Raw genomic sequence first — 19,357 nt, 5'->3', positions numbered from 1 at the left:
CTAGCTCGCCCGGCGCGCCATGCCCGCTGCCGCGCGGAACAGCTGCAGCCCGGCGTTGATGTCCTCCTCGGACGGCAGCCGGCTCCGGACGCTGTCGAGGCGGTAGCCGTCGAGCGACATCTCGACCAGCGACGCCGTCACCCGGATCGGCGCCGAGATGTGCTCGCGCGCCTGCCTGACGCGCTGCAACAGCCGCCGGCGCTGAGCCAAGCTCTCGCCGGCCAGATCGAATACCGGCTCGTTCCCGCCGTCGGCCCTAGCGAGCGTCGCGGGCCGGTGGTCGAAGGGCGGACCATCGAACAGCCGCCCGCCTTTCGCCGCCGCGTACGACTCGAGCACGAACGACGTGAAGCTGTACCTCGCCGCGTCCCACACCGCATCCGCCATCAGCACAAGGAGGAATTCCGCGATCAGCGACCCGCGCTTGCGGCCGAGATCGCGGATGACGAAGCCGGGCGCGCTGTCGTTGATGCGATCCGGCACCGTGGCGCTCTGGTAGTAGTGCGCATGCGCGCCCAACAGGATTTGCGCCCCGGCAACGACCTGCTTGGAGCCCCCGGTGCCGATCCCGCCGTAATAGGCGGCATCGAGGCCATCGTACTTGAGCGTGAGGACGTGCCGTTCCATCTGCCCACATGGCGGCGATTCCCGCGCTTGGCTCAAGTGATGCACAAGCAAAAAGTGCGACGGTGCCCGACGGGGCACACGCCGGGGGCAGATGGCCGCTCGCACGAGTTGCAGCGGCGCCTCGCCGCAGGGCAGCGAATTTCCGCCGGAGCGCGGCCAGGCGGCGCGTTGCAGCGGAACGGCAACCATCCACCACTCGTTGTACATCCCATGAGTAGGCCTTCTACGAGCGCGGCTTCCGTCCTGGTCGTCGAGGACGAGCCGCTGGTACGCGATTACGTGTCCGACATCCTCGGCCAATCCGGGTTCGACGTGGTCGAGGCCGCGACGGGCGAGGAGGCGCTGTCGCGCCTCGCCGAGGGCGGCGTGTGCGCCGTGGTCAGCGACGTGGCGATGCCCGGCCGCCTCAACGGCTTCGAGCTCGCCCGGCGGGTGCGCGAAGAATCCCCGCGCACCGGCGTCGTGCTGGTCTCCGGCGTGCTGGAGCCGTCGAAGGCGCACCTGCCCGGCGGCGTGCGCTTCTTGACCAAGCCCGTGAAGGCCTCGACGCTGCTGCGCCTCGTACGCGAGGTCGCCGATCCGCGCGCGCGGCTGCCGGCGGCCGCTCCAAAGTTGGTGCCTTAAACCGGACTTTACTGCCGGCGTGCAAATTAGGATGCTCATTTTGCAGCAGGAATTTGCCTTGTCCACGCCCTGGCCGAACCTTCAAGGCGCGCTATAGGTCAGCGCCGATGCCCCGCTCGAAGGCTCTCGCAACTCACGCCCCGGAGCACGCCTCCTCCCGCTCCGCCGCGCCGCTGCCTGCCTTCGTCGCGCCGCAGCTTGCAACGCTCGTCGCCGAGCCGCCTGGCGGCGACGACTGGCTGCATGAGATCAAGTACGACGGCTACCGCGCCATCACTGCCCTCGCCGGAGGCCGCTGCCGCATCTACACGCGCTCGGGGCAGGACTGGACCGAGAAATTCTCCCCCATCGCCGCCCCGCTGCGCGAGCTCAACGTCGGCAGCGCACTGCTCGACGGCGAGATCGTTGCGCTCGACCAGCATGGACGCTCCAGCTTCCAGCGCCTGCAGAACGCCCTCAAGGATGCGCGTATCTCGCTCACCTACTACGTCTTCGACATTCTCGAGCTCGACGGCCGTGACTTGCGGGGCGAGCCGCTCAAGCGGCGCAAGGAGATCCTGCGCAGGCTGCTGCAGGGCGCGCCGGACGCGATCCGCTACAGCGAGGACGTGGCCGGGCACGGCGATGAGGTGCTCGCGCACGCCTGCCGCATGGGTCTCGAGGGAATCGTCTCCAAGCAGGCCGACAAGCCGTACGTGTCGCGGCGCACGTTTAGCTGGCTGAAGACCAAGTGCCTCGGCAATGAGGAGTTCGTCATCGGCGGCTACCGCGTCTCGGACAAGAAAGGGCGCCCCTTCGCCTCGCTGCTGCTGGGCGAGTTCGTCGGCGATAAGCTGCATTATCGCGGCCGCGTCGGCACCGGCTTCGACGCCGCGACGCTCGATGATCTGGGCGCGCGCTTTGCGAGGCTGCGCCGCAAGACGAGCCCATTCATCGATGCCCCGCGCGCCATCAGCCGCGATGCGCACTGGGTCGAGCCGCGCCTCGTGGCGCAGATCGCCTTCACCGAGCGGACGACGGACGGGCTGTTGCGGCATCCTGCATTCCTCGGCCTGCGCGGCGACAAGCCAGCGCGGCAGGTGCAAGCGCAGATGGCGATGGCCATGCCCAATAGCCCAAGCAGCGACGATATTGCCGGCGTCAAATTGTCGAACCCGGAGCGCGTCCTGTTCTCCGCAGCTGGGCTCACCAAGCTCGATCTCGCCCAGTACCTGCTGGCCGTCAGCGAGCGCATGCTGCCCTACGTGCGCGAGCGGCCGCTGAGCCTCGTGCGCTGCCCGCACGGGGAAGCCGAGAACCGTTTCTTCCAGCGCCACCACAAGAAGGGGATGCCGCCGGCGCTCAAATCCGTAGCGGTCGAGGAAAGTGACGGCGACATTGCGCAGTACCTGATGATCGACGATGTGGCTGGGCTTATCGCCATAGCCCAGATCGGGGGGCTCGAGATCCACCCGTGGGGGGCGCGTGCGCGGACGCTCGAGCACCCCGACCGCTTGATCTTCGATCTCGATCCCGACCCGAGCGTCGGCTTTGAGGAGGTGTGCGCGGCCGCGCGCGACGTGCGCGATCTCTTGCAGACGGCCGGGCTCGCAAGCTTCCCGCTCGTCACCGGCGGCAAGGGCATTCACGTCGTGGTGCCGCTCGATGCCAGCCAGGACTGGGAGGTCGTCAAGGGCTTTGCCCGCGGCGTTGCCATCAAGCTGGCGGAAAACGAGCCGGAGCGCTTCGTCGCCACCATGGCCAAGGCGCGGCGCAAGGGCCGCATATTCATCGACTGGCTGCGCAACGAGCGCGGGGCGACTGCCATCGCGCCCTATTCACCGCGCGCCAGGCCGCAGGCAAGCGTCTCAACGCCGGTGGCATGGGCAGAGCTGCCGCGCATCGAGGCCGCCAACGTGTTCACGATCCCGACCATCCTGCAGCGCATCAAGCGCAAGACCGATCCCTGGAGCGATTACTTCACGACGCGTCAGCGCATCTCACGCGAGGCGCTGCGCTTCTTCACCTGAAACGGCGAGCGCGGGGGCCGGCGTAGCGTCTTCACCAGGGGCCGCTGCGTGTGCGCTGGCGCGCCCGGCATGCTCCGTTTTCTCCCAGTAGTAGGGTGCCGCGACGAGCTGCCAGAGGGCGCGATAGGCAGCGTACGAAATCGCCAGCCAGTAGGCCGGCATCATCAACGCGTGGGCGGCCAGCCTCAGCCGCCCACGACGCGCCGCCGCAACCGTGCCGAGCGCGATGGCGCTCACGTATCCGGCAATCAGGTTGAAGATGCCGATGCCGAGCAGCCATTGCCCGAATACCGTGTCCGGCACGCCGAGCAGGCGTCCTTGCCAAAGGTCGAAGGCGATGAGCAGGTAGAACCACGGATGCACCAGCGCCGACAGGATCATGCCGCCCATCAACACCTGAAAACCGATGAAGCGGCGCGCGCCCAGCTCGTGCCATAGCCGGCGCGGCTGGCGCATGTGCACCAGGTATGTCTGCATCCGACCTTTAAGATTAGGGTAAATGTCCTGATTTCATAGGCTTGCCACTTGCGGCATCCGCGTTTTGGGTCAAAACTCATTGCCGTTTGGGTCAAATGCTGGGTCAAAAGTTGAGCCGCTACGTCGCCAAGGTACAAGGCACCTACCATTATCGCCGCTACGTTCCAGCGGACGTGCGCCCCCTTCTCGGCAATCGTCAGTGGTGGAAGCAATCGCTCAAAACCGGTGAGCTGCGCCTGGCAGAAGCGCGTGCGCGCGCCCTCGCTGTCGAACACGATCGGATCATCGACAGCATACGACAAAAGGGACAAAGCGAGCGGCTCGCGGCATTGCAAGCCGAAGAGCGTGCGATCGTCGACGTAGCCAAACGTGATGCCGTCCGTCTGGCGACCCAGAGGCCCGACTTACTGACGCCGCAGTACACAGCCGAGGGAAGCGCACGACTTGTGCAGGCGCTGCCGCCGGCATGGCACAGGCGCTTTTTCTCAGCCGCTTCGGCACGCGTCGAGGCCGAGCTGGAACTCGAGCGGCAGCAGGTGCTAGCTGCGCAACAGCGACTTGGCGCGCTTACCCTGCAAGAGCTTGAGTTGATCCAGAGCGCCGGAGGTCTCGAAGAATTCGCCGCCGGCGTGCGCGGTAGTCTTCAAGCACTGGGAGCGCTCGATACTGCGACGGGCGACGAGGCGGTAGCGGAGGAACTCGAGGTGAGGCGGCAAGTCCGCCTTCGCCGTCTCAAACCTGGTCTCCGCGTGCTTGCCAAGTTAGGAGTCGACCTCCCACACGCCGTCGATCCAAACAACCCCCGAGTGAGCGCAGCAGCCGAGGCCTGGTTTGGTGAGCGCAAGCAGGGAGTGTCGGCGCAACGTCGGCACCGCGTAGCGGTCCGGCGTTTCATTGAGCTCCATGGAGACCTGCCCGTCCGTGACATCACGCGAGAGCTGGTACGCTCTTTCGCGAAAGCGATCGAAGATTTGCCGGATCATCGTCGACTGCCGACTAGCCAACGCGGGGGACTTGCAGATCCAGGAAAGGACGTACCGCGCGTGTCGGCCAAGACCGTCGAGCGTCATTTGACGAGCATCAAGGCTCTGCTCGCGTTCATGACCGATCAAGGATGTACCGCTAGCAATGTGGCGATCGGAATTCGTCCGCCGAAGGACACCCGGCCGCAAGCCAGCCGCCGTAAGCCCTTCACGCGTGAGGAACGTGTTCGAGTCCTTGCGCAAGCCGTCGAAGAAAGCGGTGAGAATAGCGACATGGCCTGGCTCATAAGGTTGGGTGCATACACGGGCGCACGCTTGGAAGAGCTCGCGTCACTGCCATCTCACAACGTGCGCGAAATCGATGGGGTTATGTGCATCCAGATAGACGATCTCAGCGGCCGATCAGCGAAAACGCCGGGCAGCGTGCGTGCCGTTCCGTTGCATCCCCAGATCGCCGATGCGTTTGTCTCATGGCTAAATGCCCGCAAGCGTGATCGCGTCTTTGCGACATTTAGGTGTGCCGGCGATGGCCGCTATGCCAACAAGATTTCGGGTGATTTCGCTCGTTTGATGGATAGAGCGGGCCTCTTCGACCCACGCCTTACATTCCACTCGTTAAGGCATACTCTCAAGCGCGAAATGAGCAATGCGCGGGTCGATCCCGACGTGCGCCGCGCTATCCTGGGACACGTTGGGAAGGACGCACATGACGGATATGCAAGCGCAGCTTTGTGGGCAGTGAGGCGTGAATTGGCAAAGGTGCCACCTCTTTTTAGTGAACCCTTTCCACCAGTTTCCCTGCCCGAGCCTCAGTCTAATCTCTGCGAGTAAGTGCCTCGGCAACCGCCTGTAGCCCCTTCGCAACTTCCAGGACGGCCGACACCACCGGATCCATCGGCTCCAGTGCAATCTCCTCTCGGAGCGGATCGGAGACTTCGGTTTGCGGGTCGCTCAAACCGCAAACCCGGCGAAATGCACCGACGGGATCCGGGTGACCGTTGCGCTTGCCGGAAATAAGGACGCACTTCTCCAGCTTTACAATCGCGGCAGGTGTTAGGCGAGCGAACTCCCGCATCTTTTGCTTCGAAAAACCCAGCCCCCCGAATGCGGGGTGGTCTGCAAGCGGCGGAAGCAAACCCCTCTTAGCGTAGCCCGTCCAGTTCGCGTGAACGACCGAAGTCGCCCGTGCGAGATGAGCAACGAAGACAAAGCTGGGGTCGATATTCGGCGGAGTACGACGGCGCATTACTGGTCTCCTTCAAGCGACATTGCTTGGGCGGAGGATACTCAACTCTCGGCAATCGCCAAGTAATTGAATAAATCTTTTTTCCGCTTATACTAGTGCCTACACGGGCCGCTAACCGGTCCTTAAGGTAACGATACTTGGTTACTAAGTATATCCACTCGTCATATTGCCACCTCCAAAGATCTCGTGCTCACACGAACCGCAGCCGCAAGCCAGCATTATGGACCCGTTGGATTTTGCGTCGCGCTCACGCAAGAGTTCAGCGTCAGAATTAGACACGCCTCTAGTTGCCCAATCCCATTTGCGCACGTTGGGCCGCACAGAAACCGATCCGATGCCTATGGCCGGGCATATACATTTTCGGACCTGGACCGCCCCATGATCGGCGAGGCGGAGCCATCGCCAAAGTCGCCTGGTATTCCAACGATTACGTCACATGTTGATATTCCGACAGCTTCAATGGATATCGACTTGACGCCGAAACAAAGCACATTGCTCTTCGGCGAACACAATGCACGGAAGGTGAAAGCTGCAGGGCCATGAACTCGCAACCTCAGTCGTACCGTGCCGCGCAATACGTTCGGATGTCGACCGAGCACCAGCAGTATTCTACTGCCAATCAAAAGCGGGCCATCGGCGACTACGCCGCAGCGTGTGGGATTGAGATTGTTGTCACCTATGAAGACCTAGGAAAGAGCGGTCTTACGCTCGCGGGCCGCCCAGCTCTGTGCCAGCTCATCGCCGATGTGGTCTCCGGGGAACGCCCCTTTGAGATCGTTCTCGTCTACGACGTCTCGCGATGGGGCCGCTTTCAAGATGCCGACGAGAGCGCGCATCTCGAGTATCTCTGCAAGCTCGCCGGCGTGCGCGTCGAGTATTGCGCCGAGCCATTTTCCAACGATGGCAGCCCGTTCGCGAGCATTTGCAAGGTCGTCAAGCGCGCACTCGCCGCCGAATACAGCCGCGAACTCTCTACCAAAGTCTACGCGGGAAAAAGGCGGCTGGTCGAGCTCGGCTTCCGGCAAGGTGGATGTCCTGGTTATGGACTACGGCGATGCCTGATCGACGCGTCCGGCGAAAGAAAGGGTCTACTGGCGCGGGGTGAATGCAAGTCCGTCGCGACGGACAGAATCATTTTGGTCCCTGGCCCTCCCGAAGAAATTGCCGTCGTACAGCGCATCTACGAAGACTATGTCCACAACGACATGGGGACCTGGTCCATTGCCCACGCCCTAAACCTGGATGGCATTCGCAGCGAGAGCGGCGGCCGCTGGTCAGAGGCGGTCGTGAAGCGGATACTCACATCGGAGAAATACGTCGGCGACAGTGTCTGGGGTCGCCAATCCTGCAAGCTCAAGACCGAACACCGCAATACCGACCCCAGCACTTGGGTACGCTACCGAGGTGCCTTCGAACCCATCGTCAGTCGTGAACTGTTTGAGAAGGCGCAGAAGGTGAGAGCCAAGCGCGCGAGGCGCGTCTCGGACCATGATGTCGTGCGACGGCTGCGGCGCATCCACGCGGAGCACGGCGAGATCACTACACGACTGATCAAAGAGGATGGTTACCTCGGAAGCGGTGCCATTCGGCAGCGGTTCGGCAGCCTCGTGCGAGCGTACGCTGATGCAGGATTCAGTCCTTCACGCGACCTTGCGCTCATTTCGATCGATGGGGCTGCGCGCAGACTCAGAAGCACAATCGCCACGGCTGTCGCAGAGGGTATCGAGGCTCACGGTGGAAGCGTCGAACGCCTGCGCGGCCGTTGCCGGTTTCTCATAAATGGAGAAATCACGGCATCCATATCCGTCGCGCGACGGCATCGGCGAGACAGAGGTATCCCGCGTTGGGTCGTTAAGCGGGGAGGCACCGATGATGATCTCACAATCACGGTAATCCTGGACGGGCACGAAGAACGCCCCGTCTGCTATTATTTCTTTCCGGTCACTGAAATAGGTCGCGGTCTGCTCCTTGCCGCTAACAATCCAGTTCAGGTGGAGGTATTCCGCGCCAACGGCCTGGAGCCTCTATGGCACCTTTGCGCCCGATGCGATCCCGCTACCGAGTGGTCCCCGGCACCAGCCAATGGTCGCAGCCGTCGGGAAGATGCTCCCCCGGTCAGACCGCTCGCTTTTAAGCTAGGCCGTTCCAGATCCGCGTCGAGAAAGGCAGGTGCTGGCGCCTTCGTGAAGACAACGGGTGCGCTACGGGCGGCTGCCTCGAAAGCTGATCTGACCGCCGCATACATCTCCAAGCTGCGTCAGACTCTCGTCAAGCTGCTCATCGATGTCCGATTCGTGAGGGTACTTGCCCTCCAAGGCATTTCGTCCGTACCGTCGACCGTGTTCCGCACTGGGCGAGACAGAGACGAGCATAGCCGTGCATTTCAAGAGGGTGTTCGCGATCGCGCCATAGCACTTATTTCCGGCAACGCGCTGAGCCAAAAGGCTCGGCTGCTCCTCGACAGGCTCACACCAGAACGTCGGATCGAGGTTGCGGAAGTAATGGTTCTCACGAACGACTTCACCGACTGCCACACCCTGTCCCTGGTCGCGGCTACGCCTAAACATCAACTCCTGCAGAGATTTGGGAGCCGCGCCAATGGCCCGAGTGAACGGTTGCGCAGGATCATGATCGCGGAAGGCGCTTACACTTATCGAGAAGCAAAGCGTGCACTCGCATGCTCCGGATGCGACGCCCTCGACGGTGTGACCCTCGCCGCGTTCGCGCGCAGGCTGATGGCAAACCCTGATGTGGGCTCTTGGCTCGAGCAGCACAATCGGAAAGCGATGGGCGCTCTAAAATCGGTGCTGCGTCACCGGTTCGATGGTGCGGACACAAACTGAGCTCAGAAGAGCTTCCACAGCTGCAGAAATACCAGTCCATAGGCCAACACGGTGCCGCTGGCGATCAAGAGACCAGCAGCGAGCTTGCGCCATGACGAAACCGGCGCCGCCCGGTGTCGCTCCGCTCCGATCTGCTCCCAATGCCCCATTGGCCGCACCTATAGCAGCTCTCACCAGAGATTCGGTGTAGCCCTTGACGCCCGGTAGGCCGAAATCATGTCAGGCGTGACATCACTCGGGACGCAGAGGGGTTTTGCCCCGCCCGCCTTGCTCCACGCCCGCTTCAGTCGAAGATGGCGACACGTCCTCCGCACATCCGACCGTAGGCTGGCATAGAGCGACCGCAAGTGTTAGCGCGACAAGCTTGAACATGGCGCTTGTCCCCACGTCCACGCTAACGTCGAAAAAGCGCCAGGACAATGATTGAAGGGGCGCGGCGATCTCACCCCTTTCTTTAGCCCGTGCGCTCCGCAAGTTGCCGAGCGCGTCAAGTACTCGCCAACCCACTGGGATTGGAGCTTAGCACCCGTGTTCCTCTTGAAAACTTTCGGCCTTTTTGTCGTGACGGCGGTTGCGGAGATTGTAGGATGTTATCTGCCGTATCTCTGGCTGAAAAAGAACGGCTCGTTCTGGCTCCTGCCCGTGGCCGCCCTCAGCCTGGCACTGTTTTCCTATCTTCTAACGCTGCACCCTGCGGCGGCTGGGCGTGTCTATGCCGCCTACGGCGGCGTCTATGCGACCGTAGCGCTGTGCTGGCTCTGGAGCGTCGAGGGTCTAACGCCCAGCGGGTGGGACATAGCTGGCGTAGCAGTCACGCTGATGGGCATGGGAATAATCGTTTGGGGTGGCAGCTGAAACTGCGCGCCCTAGCGCGGTCACTTGCGTACCGCCTGCAACAGTATGGCATCGCGGTGGTATTCCAAGTAGCTCTTTTGGCCGCTCGAGAACGAGCCCACGTTCACCGGCTCATCCACCCTGATTCCCATACGTCGTAGTGACGTCTTGTGAGCAACCGGCGAGATGATGAGGCGCCCGTTGTTTTCGAAGCCAATGAAGCCACGATCAAAGAGATGATCAATACTCGGCGTGAGCAGGAGCCCGTTTTCGCCATCAAGACGCTCTTCGTTGCGTGCGTCTCTCCAAGGTTTGCAATGGCTCGCTACGAGGTGGGTCGGATTGTCAACACCTGTGATACGGCAGCCCTTTTCCAGCTGGGCTACGCGATCTCGGAAGATCCCCTGCCCGGCGCGGGCACGCACCAGCGCTAGTCGTTCGGTTTCGGGGATCGAAGTATCAACGATGACCCGGCTTTCGAGTTGAGTTTCCCAAACTTCAATGTCGTCGCCCGGGACAGGCTGCACGTGTTTAGCAGCGAGGCGAATCGGGTTCGCCTCCTGCCCGATCAAATCGAGCAACGCTTCGGCGAGTAGCTGCGGAACCTCGGTGAGATAGACCGATTGCAGTCCGTTGCCGCTAGGCTGCAGCGGAGAATACCGCTCGGGGAGCAACGGCCGCAGGAGCTCGATGTGCTCCTTCGGGCGGATTTGGTTCTGCAAGCGAACGAAAGTGACTTTAGCTCGCCAACCTACGTCCTCCCAATTCTGTCCAGCCGTGCCGAACTCGGAAGGCTTTGGGCTCTCCCAACAGTACGATTGGGCGATACCGATCGCGGGAATGCGTGTATCGACGAATGAGAAGATGAGATCGCCCGGCGCGACCTCGCGCATAGACTCATAGAAAGGGTTGCGAGCGCCGTTGGCATTGCGCTTCGGCGACCAAAGGTACCCGCCCCCCAATTCGTGGCGAAATGTTTGGTTCTGATTGACCCACCAACAGCGCATGCTGGATCGCTAGCACGCCAGGGTGCAACGGTCGACGGGGAAGCCGCACTTGCTCAAAAACTCTGAGCGCGGCAGATCCCATTGAGAAGAGTTAGCGCCCTAGCAACGTCAGGCCCTTAGACGACAATATACAGAAGCCGACATCGAGTCTGTCACCGAAACGTCGTCGCGGCTGCTCCGTGACGATGTGCGCTTCATCCCAGAAGCAGAAGTCGACGCACGACCGCGTTTGCTCCGGCGACGTGAACCCATAGAGGTCTGCTTCGTGAGGTAGAGCAGCCTTCGCGTGCATCACGCGGAGTTCCGCTTCCGGACCATCCAGAACACGCACCCGCGACCCCTGGGTTATGCTGGACCGCGTGAGCGCCTGCCCAATGAGCTGAGTGACCTGCGTGCGCTGAACCTGGTGCGCTACGAGAATAGCGAGGTCACCCTACTCGCAAGTCCCGACATCGATGCCGAGATCCTCATGCGCCGGGCGGTGAGTGAGATGCGAGCATCCAGATTGCACGCAGTGTGATGCGCATCAACCCGGACGCCAGCGCCAAGGACATTGCCGACGCCGTCGCCATGGAGTTGCAGCGGACCTGGTCGAAGGACGCAACGCGACAGCATCGGTGGCGCGATCAAGCGCTGGACGGTGTGGCTGGAGCCGCATCTCATCGACCCGACGAGCAGCGGCAAGGATGTTTGCATGAGCCTGGGCGGACGGTAGGGCGGTGATGCGGGGGCTGGCGGCAGCCTTTGCAAAACCGGCAGAATGGGCGCCGACGGTTTATTGGGATTTAAAGGCAGGACGGCTGCAGCGGGACGGCAGGCATCCCAGCATTGGCCAGCGTTTCTTCCGCGATCTTCGCGTATGCTAGTGTTGGGCCGGCGGGGAGGCTCAGGCACGGCCCGAGTGGAGAATGTTGTCGCAATCGCACGGGCGCCGCCGCATGGCCGCGCGGATGCTATCCACAGCAGCTTCGCTGATGGCGATCCCATGGTCCGGGGCCTTCGCCGCCGAGATATATTTCGAGGGCTTCCCCGGCAAAGACTGGCGGCGGCTTGATGTCACCAGCCGCATGCAAGCGCTCTCGCTTGACGGCATGACGGTCTATATCGGCGGCACGATCGAGGCAGGCGATACTGATCAGCTCAAAGACATCCACGCGCTGGTGCCGATCCACACCCTGCACATTTCGTCTCCAGGTGGCCTCGTCGCCGAGGCGGTAAAGCTGGCGAAGTTCGCCGACACCTACGCCATAAGCGTCGAGACGGAATACCGCTTCCAGTGTGAGCACGGCTCCAAGTCATCAAACTATCCGGCCGACGGGCAATGCGGCTGTGCCAGCGCCTGCGCGCTGATCTGGCTCGCAGCCCCAGTGCGACGCGGTGACGATGTACGCATACACCGTCCGTACTTTGCCAAAACCGAATTCGCAGCTCTCGACGATGCCGAGGCGCAATCCGCCTACACGGCCGCGATCGGACAGGTGCGGGCGATGCTCAGCGCGCGCGGCTACTCGGGTGAGTTCATGACCCGCCTGTTCAACACCCCGCGTGAGAAAGCCGAGCGCATCCGCCGCGAGGAGAGTGACACGCTGCCAGTGGACACCGCTCTCGATGAGCTGGCGAGCGCGCGCTGCTATGGCGACCGGGCGGAAAATCTTGCCGCCTATCACGCACACAAAGAGAAGCTCAAGGATGTGAGCCGAATGGTGAAGAGCCTCAGGGCAAGTCTTCCCGGCGACGTTATCCTCGGCGAGCTGGCCAAGGACGATTATTACGGCCCTATCCTGCGCGATCTTGAGAAGGCCGAGCGCGAGCAGACCGCCCTGGAAACGGCGATCCGCGACCTGGAGCCGGTCCAAAGGACCTTCAACTCCTGCAAGGCCGAGGAGCGCCGCAAGGTTTCGCTGCGCCGAAGCGGGGAGCGTTTGTCGCCGCAGCTGCGGGCAAAACTGGAGAAGTTCGCCGGCCTCGTGTCGCTCAACGCCGATCTAGCGACGCTGGTACCGAGCGATCCGGATACTGGCGCGCCCCTCGCTATGTACACCGAGGAGATGACGGCGCTGAGGGCCGAGCTCGCGGCGCACTTGCCGCCGGGGATCTGGCGTTACGTCACCGGACAGGACTAGCGGCAAATTTCCATCGAGGCGTGCATCAGCTGCACACTCGCTGCCGTCGTCGGGGAGGATGGCACGGTCACTACTGCTCAGTCGTAACGGGCGTTGTCGAACACCCTGAAGAAGTTTTCCGCCACCTTCGTCGATTCCACGAGAACGCCCAGCTCGCTGATTGGCTTATCCTTGGGCGGATTGGCTGACAGCCAGTTGAGACTGGTGACTGCCAGAGCGTCGTCGTCCCAACCGAGAACCTTTGCGTGCAGACGTGGCCGGTGTACCGGGCGTATGGTGATACCGTGATTGTTGTATTCACGTATGAGCTCGGCGCTGGCGGCACCGGAAAGGGGACCGGTCGTGCGACCATAGTAAGCGTGAGCGGAGATGTTGTTGGCAGCGACGGCGGAGAGGATCGGCAGCAGGGCGACAGGGCGCGCGGCGATGCCGAGACGATGGCTCAGAACAAAGATGCGGGCGTTGGCCTTGTCGCGTGCTTCCAGCGGAAGCCCAGCGTGGTCATGGGCGTACAGGAGACGCATGTTGCCGGTGCGGCCGGCACCGCGTGGCATCTTTTCGATCCTGCGGCCGAGCGCGGCCATTTCTTGAGCGAAATCGGTCCACACGCCCGGTCGTCCCATGGATAGTCCGGCAAGGGCGCGGATGACCTCACCCACCATCGCGGGTTCGCGCAGTCTGAGGGAAGTTTCAAAACTGCTGAAGTCAGACGCCAGCCAGTTGCACGATCCGATCAGTGCCTGCCAGGCTCCTTGCCCGTTGTCGGCGACGATGATCTTGGCATGGGAGTGCGTGGAGAAGGGATGCACGGTGACGGCATCTTTGCGGCCGGCATTGGCGATGGCTGCGGCGAGGCGCTGCGCGGCCGCCTGTGAGGGATTTTCTTCCTCCTCGACATCAGCTTGCCCGAACATCAAGTCGATGTGCGCACCGCGGGCCGCCGCCTGAAGCAAGGAAGGCAGCAACGCCGCAGCAGCTTTGTCGTTGACGAACGTTGAGTGGATGATGAGCCGCTGCTTGGCGGCTCTGATGGTCGCCTCGAGTGACTTTCTGTGCGCGTCGCCGTCGACGATGAGGTCGGAGGTATCGAATAGGGCCGTGCGGGACAAGGGCGCGGGCGCTTCGGTCGACTTGCGCTGTTGCGACACGTGCGCCGCCGGTTTGCCGCTGGAGGGGGCGGTCTGCCTTTCGGCGAGTGCCTTTTCTGCGGCTTCCAGAACTGCGGCCTGCAGCGCCTTGGAGGCGCGTGCCGGCAATCCTTGAATGACGCCGTCCTTGACCGTAACGACGGCGTGGCGCTCGGTCAGTCTGGCGCCTGTCTGCTGTATGCCGACGATCTCCTCGTCCTCGCCTTCGATGGCGACGTAGACATGGCTGAGATGCTCCTGGCCAGGCGAGAACGAGGCCGACAAATGACGGACGATCTGAGTTTCGTTTGTGGTCGGAAGATTGGTCAGCGGCCTTGTTTCAAGCTCGCGCGTACGGAACACGCCGCCGCTGACCTGCTCGATGTGGAAGGATCGCCACTGCTGCTGCATCACCGTGGCGGCGGGCAGTTGCTCCGCTTGAGCGTTGACGGCGCCGATCGGGGTTGCGCGGAAGAGGAGCACGCCATGTTCCGTGATCATCTCCACCCAACCGGCGCGCATCAGGCGTATGAAGGCTTCCAGCACCACGCGGCGCGGCAGGCGCGACTTTTGGGCCAGCTCGGCCGCTGACGCCGGCTTGGTCGCAGCGGCGTGCAGCAGAAGGTGCTCAATGACACTCCATCGGCGTCCAACCTGGATGAAGAACCTGTTCGAGCCGCGCAGCACTGGGAAGGTGACATAGACGGTCGTCATCCCCGTTTGCCCTCCAGCGTGCTGAGCGACATCACGGCGGCATCCTTGTCTCTGACGGCGGCTTCGAGCGCCTCGAGAAACTTTTTCAGGAATCCGACATCCTGATCGGGAAGCGCTTCGGCGGTCGTGACCACGTGACGGTAGAAGTCGAGGCTGCCGATGAGGACCATCCTCCATTTGGCGCGGCTGAGCAGGACGTTCATGCGCCGGACGTCGCGCAGGAAGCCAAGCGCGGCCGAAGGCGTGGACAGGTGGTTGTTGCGAACCAATGAGATCAGCACGAGGTCGGCCTCAGAGCCCTGGAAGCTGTCGACGGTGCCGCAGTATTCCCCCTCACCGATGGCCGGGAGGAATGCTTTCAGATCCGGAAGGCTACCGCCGTCGTGATAGCTGGCGAGCTTCTGGCGCAGCAGCTTCACCTGTTGCCGGTAGGGCGAAAGGATGGCCAGCGAGGGCGACGAGGCGCCGGGCGTCGGTCGCAGCATGCGTAATGCTGTCATCGCGACGCGGGCCTCGTCGGGGTTGGACCAAGGGGGCGCGCGCTCGCCGGATTTGGCACCGGGCTTGTCGGCCCGGGAATAGGGCATGTCGATGAAGACGATGGGCAGATCGGGCAGGCGTTTGGGATCGGTGCTGGCAAAGGGTGGAGGCGTTTCGGCGTACTTGCGCGCCGTCTTGTCGTTGGTGATCAGCTCTTTGTCATAGAAGCAGTGGGAGACGACGCGGGCGATCGCCGGATGCATGCGATACTGCTCGTTTAGACGCCGCGCGATGGGCCGACCGCGGCCTCCGTTCTGCCGTCGCAGCTCCTGCTCGATGAGTGTTTCGAACAGCGACAGCACGTTGAGGGTAGACGCGCAGACGTGCTCGAGCTCGGTCTCCTTCTGCACTTCGCGGTAGATCTCGTCGATGCCTGGTTCCTTGAGGTATCGGGAGATCAGGTTATCGGCCAACAGAACCGCTTCGCGGACCTTCTTGGGGCTGAGGAGCAGCTTGCCGATCTTATCGACGTCGAAAGGTGGAAGCTGCTTGTGGTCACCGATCATCAGCCGCCGATGCGACAGCAGCAGTGGCGAGAGCAGCTCCCCGCCGGTTGCCTTCCCCGCCTCCTCGACGATGCTCCAGTCGAACAGGCTCTTTTCTTCGATAAGGCGTGCGACGGCGTGGGAGTTGGTGGTGGCGAAGACGAGGTTCGCAGCCCTCAGGATCATGCCCTCGAAAGCCCGTACCTCCGAGGATGTGCGGCGCATCAGGGGATCGGTGCTTGCATGGTCGACGGTTTTGTAGGCCGTGGCTAGACCCCTGATGCGATCGCGCAGGTGGGCAGGCGCTTCATCGACGAGGTCGCTGTCGGCGAGGGAGCGAAGATAATTATCGGCCTGCACATCGATCTCGTGGTCTCCCGCCGATTCATCGTCGTCGACGGAGCGGGCGCGGACGATGAGCGGACGCTGGTCGGCCGGCAGGGCTTGGAACACCCCTTTGACTTCGTTCATCAGGTGGTCGATGGCGGCGTTGCTCTGGGCCGATAGCAGCAAGCGGCTGGTCGCCTCATCCTCGAAGCGGCGCTGAACGACGTCGCCGGCAAGATAAGTCTTTCCCACGCCGGGAGGGCCTTGCAGCAGGAACAGTGGAATTGTGGAGAGGATCTCGCGCAGCGCGGCCTGCTTGGAGCCGTCCAGTGCCTTGAAACGCGCGTCGTTCTCATCAAGGGGGTCGTGGGTGTCGTAAATTCGGGCACGCGGATCGGCGAGCATGCCGAGCAGCTCGGTATGCTGGCGTAGAGCGGTGAGGGCATTGAGTCGGCGCTTGAACTGGGCGATGCGTCCGGTCATACCGGCGGGGGTGAGGAAGACATCGCCGGTCGGCACGACGGCCGTCTGGCCTTCGAGCCTCAGGCATGGCTGGCCGTTGACGTCCTTGCGGCCGATATATCGCCATGTCGTTGCAGTCGGAACTTTGTCGCCGAGCATGTGGGCTTCGGCGAGGATCCACCCACCCTCCTCGCGCACCTCGTCACCGTCTAGCATCTTGGCGAGACGCTGCGCTGGCGCATCGAGCTGCAGACGCTGGGAAAGCTTGGCGCGATCGGGATCGTTGCGTGAAGCGACGTGCAAAGCATAGGTATCGCCGCCGGCGGGCTCCGGAGATTTGACCACCTGCACCGGAAATATATCGGCAGCGGCATAGGCCATCTCGAGGATTAGTAGCACGGCCAGCGATTGGTGCATGCGATCGAGGTCTGTCTTGTCCTTCGAAGGCGTGCTGGTCTTCGACAACAGGTCGGTCCAGTTTTGTACCTTGCCGCGTCGGCGCGGAAAGGACTGCACGGCAACATTCAGGGGGACGAGCTCGAGGGCGGCGTTCGTGCAGGCCGTGCTGCCGATAATGGCGCCTTGGGTGGGGATGGCGTCGTCGGCGCGATCGCAGAAGGCAAATTCCCAGGTTGGCTCTTCGTCGGTGCGCTGCTGGCGATAGGGATTGATGCGGTAGGTGAGCTGCTTGCCGACGAGGACGTGCCGTTGCCGGTTACCGTCGCGCAAGGTCTGGAACAATGGCTGCGCGCCCAGGTCGTCGGCGACGAAGCGGAGCTGCTGCTCTCCATCGCTGGTCTCGATCTGCTTGCCAGAGGCCGTACGGATGGCCTGGCTCAACTGGCTCTCTGGCCCGAAGCGCAACGCGAGGCAATAGCGGGCGTCGCGCCGCGCGACTTCACTTTCGATACTGTCGAGAATGGGATCCAGGACGCTGCTGATGAACGGGCCGTCGAGGCGCTCGACCTTTTCGACGCCCAGCATGATGCGCAACAGGCGCACCTCGGCTGCGGAGGCGTGCTCGGCGACGTCCGACGGCGGGATCTTGTAATCGGCCAGTTTGTCGGCGGGGATATCGAGCAGCCGGGCAATGAGCAGTGCGAGATCGCGCCAGTCGTGGGCGAAGGATACTGTTTCCTTGCCGCGGGGCGGTGTCTTCTTCTTGCCTTTTGGGGCGCCGCTGCTGGCGATGCGCATCGACCATTCGAAGCCGGTGATGCGGAAGTCGGGCTCTGGTGTGAGCGCCGTGACGACAGCGAAAGTATCGAGGTTGCGGTGAATGGCGCCCTGCGAGTGCAGCAGCTCGAGGCCTTCGACGAGGCGTCTGGCGTTTGACCATAGGAGGTGGCGCGATCTCGGCAGGCGCGCGCGGGCAAGGATCTCGGGCTTGCGCGCCGCATTGAGGAAGGTGTCGAGGGGGCTTGCCTGTCCGGGATCGAGGACGAGGTAGAAACCCTTGTCGTCTTTGCCGCTGGCGCGTACGGGGACGAACAGCTCTTCCGCGCGCGGGAGCGCGGCGAGGCGGTGCAGTTGCCTCAGCTCACTGCGCCAGATGTCCTCGAGGTCGGCGTCATCGACGGACTTGTTACGCGGCCAGTGTTTGACGAGGACATCGTTGCCTTGCGGATCGCGCGCGCGGAGGATACCGGGGCGGCCAAGGGTTCGGTCGGGCTTGAGTAGGAAGCTTTCGTCAGGAGCGTAGTCGGCGAGAAAGCCCCTTTTTGACGCGCGGCGTGCGTTCATGGTTGCGGCTTATACAAGAACGCAGCATTTGGGAGAATAGGGTTCACCGACTCGCCCAGCAGACGGCCTCAATTGCATGGGGATGAAAACGTGCCGACGGCGTGCGGCTACCGATTGGCCACGGGGTCGTGAGTCGAGCGGCGCTACTGCCCCGCGGCTAACCGGCGACAGAGATCCTCTGGTCAACGCTGATGGAAGCTACAGCCGTACGGCTGCCGCTCTCCTTTAGCAGCGCGTCACGAACGCCAGGCCATGGAGGCAACACCATGAAGTTCGCCAATGTCGCTGGCATGCGCCGTACCCCGGTCCGCCCTTTCTGGGACTTGTCCGGTGTGCAGCCCAACGGTGATCGCCAGAAGCGGCGCTGTGCGGGTGCCGCATCTGGGCACACAACGGCGTGGTGGGAGGATGAAAGCGAATGGCACTGTTGTTGGAAGAACGCGTTCGAGGCGCAGTCGGTAATTGGCGTCGTCGGTGACGTAATGCGGAGGCCGTTGATGTCGATGGTAACGAACGTGATTTGGCAAGCGGGCGCGCTGTTCGCTTGTGTTCGGTCGGCCCAGTGGTCGGTGCCGCCCTCGAGCTCATCGTCAGCGCTAGCGCGGGGCCACGCGATGGGATGGTCACTGGCCGAGCGTCGAGAAGGCGAGGGCATTGGTCGCGAGGATGACACTGGCAAGGTTTGGCGTGATGGGTATGGAAATCTTTCTAGCAGGCAGTTTTTTGGTATGTTGGCCTGGGGGAACGCGATTGCCGCCTCCTGCGTGAGCTGCATTTCAAGCTCCGCTATTGCGATCATGCCTTTAATCGTTTTGCCCAGCTAGGCAGCTAAGGAAATGACATGTTTCGAGGCCTGCTGATTACAGCCGTGATTGCCTTCTACACGCCGGTCGTTGCTCAGGTCGGTACGATCATGGCCCTGGTCAACGACCAGGTCGTTTGTCGAAAGCCGACGTCGCTTCAAGTCCGCTATCGGAAGTCGGCGGTTTGCCCGCTCAGCGTTGGAATGCTGACGAGGGTGCGCAGCCTAGTATCTGACGTAGTCCTTTCCAGTCGCATGTCTGCAATCTCTGAGGGTTACGGATGCCAGCCATCCACGCACCTCGCCGCTGCCTGGGTAGGCTGGCGTCGGGAAGCCTGAGGAGAAGGAACCCGCGGGACGATCTGTCGTGACGGTTCAGAGATC

The 19,357-nt window shown here is 62.6% G+C and carries 14 protein-coding genes; 7 read left to right on the top strand and 7 right to left on the bottom strand.

The features are described from left to right. On the bottom strand, positions 1 to 627 hold the full coding sequence (locus F9K20_RS09840; protein WP_291000641.1) for a hypothetical protein: 627 nt from the start codon (positions 625 to 627) through the stop codon (positions 1 to 3). Between the two features lie 210 nt (positions 628 to 837). On the opposite strand from F9K20_RS09840, the gene F9K20_RS09835 reads away from it, so the two are divergent. Both F9K20_RS09835 and ligD read left to right on the top strand, forming a co-directional pair. Next, positions 838 to 1,251, top strand: a complete 414-nt coding sequence (locus tag F9K20_RS09835; RefSeq protein WP_291000639.1) for a response regulator — start codon at positions 838 to 840, stop codon at positions 1,249 to 1,251. 107 nt (positions 1,252 to 1,358) lie between these two features. Continuing rightward, positions 1,359 to 3,260: a DNA ligase D gene (ligD, locus tag F9K20_RS09830; RefSeq protein ID WP_291000636.1), complete on the top strand. Its 1,902-nt coding sequence runs from the start codon at positions 1,359 to 1,361 to the stop codon at positions 3,258 to 3,260. On the opposite strand, the gene F9K20_RS09825 is transcribed toward ligD, so the two are convergent. Beyond that, positions 3,231 to 3,737, bottom strand: a complete 507-nt coding sequence (locus F9K20_RS09825) for a hypothetical protein (protein ID WP_291000633.1) — start codon at positions 3,735 to 3,737, stop codon at positions 3,231 to 3,233. The two genes, ligD and F9K20_RS09825, sit on opposite strands and share 30 nt — an antisense overlap. Positions 3,738 to 3,847: 110 nt before the next feature. Here F9K20_RS09825 and F9K20_RS09820 point away from each other — a divergent pair, with 110 nt between their 5' ends. Then, positions 3,848 to 5,551, top strand: coding sequence for a site-specific integrase (locus F9K20_RS09820; protein ID WP_291000630.1), 1,704 nt, complete (start codon positions 3,848 to 3,850; stop codon positions 5,549 to 5,551). Here the strand turns inward: F9K20_RS09820 and F9K20_RS09815 are convergent. Continuing rightward, positions 5,535 to 5,966 (bottom strand): hypothetical protein, encoded by a 432-nt coding sequence (locus tag F9K20_RS09815; RefSeq protein ID WP_291000627.1) that lies wholly within the window; start codon positions 5,964 to 5,966, stop codon positions 5,535 to 5,537. The genes F9K20_RS09820 and F9K20_RS09815 overlap by 17 nt on opposite strands. A 539-nt stretch (positions 5,967 to 6,505) precedes the next feature. On the opposite strand from F9K20_RS09815, the gene F9K20_RS09810 reads away from it, so the two are divergent. After that, a complete protein-coding gene (locus F9K20_RS09810; protein ID WP_291000624.1) occupies positions 6,506 to 8,809 on the top strand; it encodes a recombinase family protein in 2,304 nt (767 codons plus the stop codon). Between the two features lie 2 nt (positions 8,810 to 8,811). Here the strand turns inward: F9K20_RS09810 and F9K20_RS09805 are convergent, their stop codons facing one another. Next, positions 8,812 to 8,958, bottom strand: coding sequence for a hypothetical protein (locus F9K20_RS09805; protein WP_291000622.1), 147 nt, complete (start codon positions 8,956 to 8,958; stop codon positions 8,812 to 8,814). Between the two features lie 379 nt (positions 8,959 to 9,337). Between F9K20_RS09805 and F9K20_RS09800 the strand changes: the two genes are divergently transcribed. Further along, on the top strand, positions 9,338 to 9,664 hold the full coding sequence (locus tag F9K20_RS09800; RefSeq protein WP_291000619.1) for a YnfA family protein: 327 nt from the start codon (positions 9,338 to 9,340) through the stop codon (positions 9,662 to 9,664). 20 nt (positions 9,665 to 9,684) lie between these two features. Here F9K20_RS09800 and F9K20_RS09795 read toward each other — a convergent pair whose 3' ends face one another. Then, on the bottom strand, positions 9,685 to 10,536 hold the full coding sequence (locus F9K20_RS09795) for an HNH endonuclease signature motif containing protein (protein WP_291000616.1): 852 nt from the start codon (positions 10,534 to 10,536) through the stop codon (positions 9,685 to 9,687). Between the two features lie 1,088 nt (positions 10,537 to 11,624). On the opposite strand from F9K20_RS09795, the gene F9K20_RS09790 reads away from it, so the two are divergent. Next, positions 11,625 to 12,773, top strand: coding sequence for a hypothetical protein (locus F9K20_RS09790; RefSeq protein ID WP_291000614.1), 1,149 nt, complete (start codon positions 11,625 to 11,627; stop codon positions 12,771 to 12,773). Between the two features lie 77 nt (positions 12,774 to 12,850). Here the strand turns inward: F9K20_RS09790 and F9K20_RS09785 are convergent, their stop codons facing one another. After that, positions 12,851 to 14,614, bottom strand: coding sequence for a phospholipase D-like domain-containing protein (locus F9K20_RS09785; protein ID WP_291000611.1), 1,764 nt, complete (start codon positions 14,612 to 14,614; stop codon positions 12,851 to 12,853). Next, positions 14,611 to 18,171 carry an AAA domain-containing protein gene (locus F9K20_RS09780; protein ID WP_291000609.1) on the bottom strand — a complete coding sequence of 1,187 codons (3,561 nt, stop codon included), beginning with the start codon at positions 18,169 to 18,171 and terminating at the stop codon, positions 14,611 to 14,613. The genes F9K20_RS09785 and F9K20_RS09780 overlap by 4 nt, the downstream gene beginning before the upstream one ends. Before the next feature lie 266 nt (positions 18,172 to 18,437). Between F9K20_RS09780 and F9K20_RS09775 the strand changes: the two genes are divergently transcribed. Further along, positions 18,438 to 18,995: a hypothetical protein gene (locus F9K20_RS09775; RefSeq protein ID WP_291000606.1), complete on the top strand. Its 558-nt coding sequence runs from the start codon at positions 18,438 to 18,440 to the stop codon at positions 18,993 to 18,995. The last annotated feature ends 362 nt before the right edge of the window (positions 18,996 to 19,357 follow it).

The organism is Hyphomicrobium sp. (assembly GCF_009026145.1).
Taxonomy (GTDB): Bacteria; Pseudomonadota; Alphaproteobacteria; order Rhizobiales; family Hyphomicrobiaceae; genus Hyphomicrobium_A.
The sequence above is the reverse complement of the archived record's forward strand: the minus strand, read 5'-3'. Positions and strand labels throughout refer to the sequence as shown.

Excerpts from the sequence above, each read along its gene's own strand:
- F9K20_RS09840 (WP_291000641.1), bottom strand. The coding sequence starts at position 627 with ATGGAACGGCACGTCCTCACGCTCAAGTACGATGGCCTCGATGCCGCC.
- F9K20_RS09835 (WP_291000639.1), top strand. The coding sequence starts at position 838 with ATGAGTAGGCCTTCTACGAGCGCGGCTTCCGTCCTGGTCGTCGAGGAC.
- ligD (WP_291000636.1), top strand. The coding sequence starts at position 1,359 with ATGCCCCGCTCGAAGGCTCTCGCAACTCACGCCCCGGAGCACGCCTCC.
- F9K20_RS09825 (WP_291000633.1), bottom strand. The coding sequence starts at position 3,737 with ATGCAGACATACCTGGTGCACATGCGCCAGCCGCGCCGGCTATGGCAC.
- F9K20_RS09815 (WP_291000627.1), bottom strand. The coding sequence starts at position 5,966 with ATGCGCCGTCGTACTCCGCCGAATATCGACCCCAGCTTTGTCTTCGTT.
- F9K20_RS09810 (WP_291000624.1), top strand. The coding sequence starts at position 6,506 with ATGAACTCGCAACCTCAGTCGTACCGTGCCGCGCAATACGTTCGGATG.
- F9K20_RS09805 (WP_291000622.1), bottom strand. The coding sequence starts at position 8,958 with ATGGGGCATTGGGAGCAGATCGGAGCGGAGCGACACCGGGCGGCGCCG.
- F9K20_RS09795 (WP_291000616.1), bottom strand. The coding sequence starts at position 10,536 with ATGCGCGAGGTCGCGCCGGGCGATCTCATCTTCTCATTCGTCGATACA.
- F9K20_RS09790 (WP_291000614.1), top strand. The coding sequence starts at position 11,625 with ATGGCGATCCCATGGTCCGGGGCCTTCGCCGCCGAGATATATTTCGAG.
- F9K20_RS09785 (WP_291000611.1), bottom strand. The coding sequence starts at position 14,614 with ATGACGACCGTCTATGTCACCTTCCCAGTGCTGCGCGGCTCGAACAGG.
- F9K20_RS09780 (WP_291000609.1), bottom strand. The coding sequence starts at position 18,171 with ATGAACGCACGCCGCGCGTCAAAAAGGGGCTTTCTCGCCGACTACGCT.
- F9K20_RS09775 (WP_291000606.1), top strand. The coding sequence starts at position 18,438 with ATGAAGTTCGCCAATGTCGCTGGCATGCGCCGTACCCCGGTCCGCCCT.